Annotated in this window: 3 protein-coding genes; all 3 read left to right on the forward strand. The window is 30.1% G+C overall.

Going from position 1 to position 2372, the window contains the following annotated elements:
* Positions 1 to 61: 61 nt before the first annotated feature.
* Positions 62 to 478, forward strand: a complete 417-nt coding sequence (locus tag C9J34_RS21115) for a hypothetical protein (RefSeq protein ID WP_107842131.1) — start codon at positions 62 to 64, stop codon at positions 476 to 478.
* A gap of 263 nt (positions 479 to 741) precedes the next feature.
* Positions 742 to 957, forward strand: a complete 216-nt coding sequence (locus tag C9J34_RS21120; protein ID WP_107842132.1) for a hypothetical protein — start codon at positions 742 to 744, stop codon at positions 955 to 957.
* Positions 958 to 1383: 426 nt separating this feature from the next.
* Positions 1384 to 1893: a hypothetical protein gene (locus tag C9J34_RS21125; protein ID WP_107842133.1), complete on the forward strand. Its 510-nt coding sequence runs from the start codon at positions 1384 to 1386 to the stop codon at positions 1891 to 1893.
* The last annotated feature ends 479 nt before the right edge of the window (positions 1894 to 2372 follow it).

Here is a 2372-nt window from a genome sequence, read left to right on the forward strand (position 1 = left end):
CATCCTATAAAACATCGAGAGATAAAAACCTTAAATATAATATACAAGGAGAATATGATTTATGTTTGAAAAATTTAATAGCTACTTACTTGATTTTATCGATGAACGTTCATCAGAGGACTTTTGGTATGACTTTGCTTACATTCAGGCTCAAGAGTTGCTACATAACTTTACTCAAGTTGATTGGGAAGAGATTTATGGAAATATTGATACAAAAAGTGATTTATGGAAAATAAGAGTAGTATATTGTATTGATCAAGATACTGGAATTGAGGGCTTTAATTTTCTATTAAACATGATGAATGAAGATAATGAGGTCGTTGAATATGTCATAGATTCTTTAAGGTCATTTGATTCAGAACAATATAAGCATATCATAAATTCAAATAATAATTTAAAAATGAAAGCACAAAACTTATTAAAAAATGCCAGTCCACCAATAAAAAGTATATTGGAAAACTTTCTAGAAACTGAGTGATTATAATGTAAAGGTGAAAACCTGACTTTGAATTATTTATAGGTTTTACAAAAGAGAAACTTGATTTTTTAAGTGAGGGTGTGTGATTTAAAAATAAACAGTATATTGTCTAAATTAAAGATTCTCTGATTTAAATTCAGAAGTACATCAATTAAGTTTAGGTATTGAGGTCTTTGAATTTAAAAGGATTTGGAGGGAATTCCCCATGACTATCGTTACTGGATACTCAATGGCAATAGTCTATTCTTACAAGGAGAGTAAACATGAATAATAAGGAAACTTTTACGATAATGAAAGAGATGTTTGGAAAAGCAGGAAGCGAGGAGCAAATAGAAGGGCTTACTTTAATGATCGATGGTAAGTTGAAAGAAGTCTTTGATATTATACTTGCAAAGTCAGATCAGTATCAAAATTACACAGATATACTTAGTGATGTGATTGTACAAGGTGTAAATGTTATAATTGATAAACTGAAATAATCTAGGATTTCTTGTTGGGATTATCTAGTGTGAAATTGAACCTATCATTCAACCACAATATACCTGATGATGCAATCTGAAAGGTTTTACTAAGTATACGGTAAAAATAATGAAAACGTATTAGACGGTTTGAAACTCTAAATTTTATTGAGTTTAAGCCGTTTAAATTATTTATATGAATAGACTATCGTTGCTAGCGACTATTTAATATTTGCAGGAAAAAGCATAGAATTTCAAGTATAGGAAACCTTGCAGTACCCAATGTGTCAAATACGAAAGTAACAGAAGTAGATAAGCCTACCTTGGTGAATATGAAGAAATTATGAATGTAGGAAATTGGGAGTTAATATTCAGTAAACCACGTGGAGACGGATTATTACCAGTAATAAAGCACGCTGTATATAGACCTTAGAAGGAGACAGGATTATGCTAAAAGTAACAGAATATAAAGAAAGTCAGCCTATAAATATTGAATATGATCTTTATACACCGATTAATATAGAATTTGGTGCTTGGGATATATCAAAAGAACAAACGATATATTGGAGAACTGGGGATTTTAAGAAATCTTTAATTGAAATAGGAATAGGGAAATATACAGGAAATATTCGTTCTATTACATTGACTTTGAGTGAAAATGTACACCAAATAGAAGATTTGAACTTGGATATGAAAAATATAACTTTAATTAATGGTATACCTAATTTTCAAGTTGAAGAATATGACGATAAGACATATATAGATGAGAACAGTAAATTGAATGTATATATAGGGATTGATAATGTATTAATTTCATTTTCAGAAAATGATACTGTGTCAATTGTGCAAAATGATAATGTGGGATTTGCTTTAGACAAAGATAGAATTGTCTGTGGCATTTTAGTAAGTGGTATGTTAGAACATGAGAAGAATATATTAGAAGAAGCATTGAAATAAAGTATTGTGAAATATAAGGAAATTAAACCTTGGGAGGCTAACTACCTTTCGAGGTTATTTATTATGGTTAAAATAACATGAATCTAGAATTACAGCTCATAGCAGGAGAGTAAAAGGGAAATTAGAATTTGCAGATAAGATAAAACTATGACCTGCTCAGAATCAATACGTCATGAAGGCAGTGCCATCATGAGTATTACTAAACAATAAGAAGCAAGAGAAGTAAGCGAGATGACATTTTACATGGGGAGGGTAGTAAGAGCAGGAAAGAGTAACAAACAAATGCTACTGACAATGCTCGTGGCAATAAACAACAAGAACTACAAAAAGGTCTCTTGCCCTATGTTAAACAAGCAAAGTGAATAGGGTTTTAATAAAAGAGCATACACAATTTTATTAATAATTAATATCACTACTGTCGCACCAATTAGTTCTGAATCTTCAGTTTTTATTTTTCTTGATTTTAATGAAAAATGGAT

Origin of the sequence: Metasolibacillus meyeri, from assembly GCF_003049505.1 — a bacterium.
Taxonomy (GTDB): domain Bacteria; phylum Bacillota; class Bacilli; order Bacillales_A; family Planococcaceae; genus Metasolibacillus; species Metasolibacillus meyeri.

Excerpts from the sequence above, each read along its gene's own strand:
- C9J34_RS21120 (WP_107842132.1), top strand. The coding sequence starts at position 742 with ATGAATAATAAGGAAACTTTTACGATAATGAAAGAGATGTTTGGAAAA.
- C9J34_RS21125 (WP_107842133.1), top strand. The coding sequence starts at position 1,384 with ATGCTAAAAGTAACAGAATATAAAGAAAGTCAGCCTATAAATATTGAA.
- C9J34_RS21115 (WP_107842131.1), top strand. The coding sequence starts at position 62 with ATGTTTGAAAAATTTAATAGCTACTTACTTGATTTTATCGATGAACGT.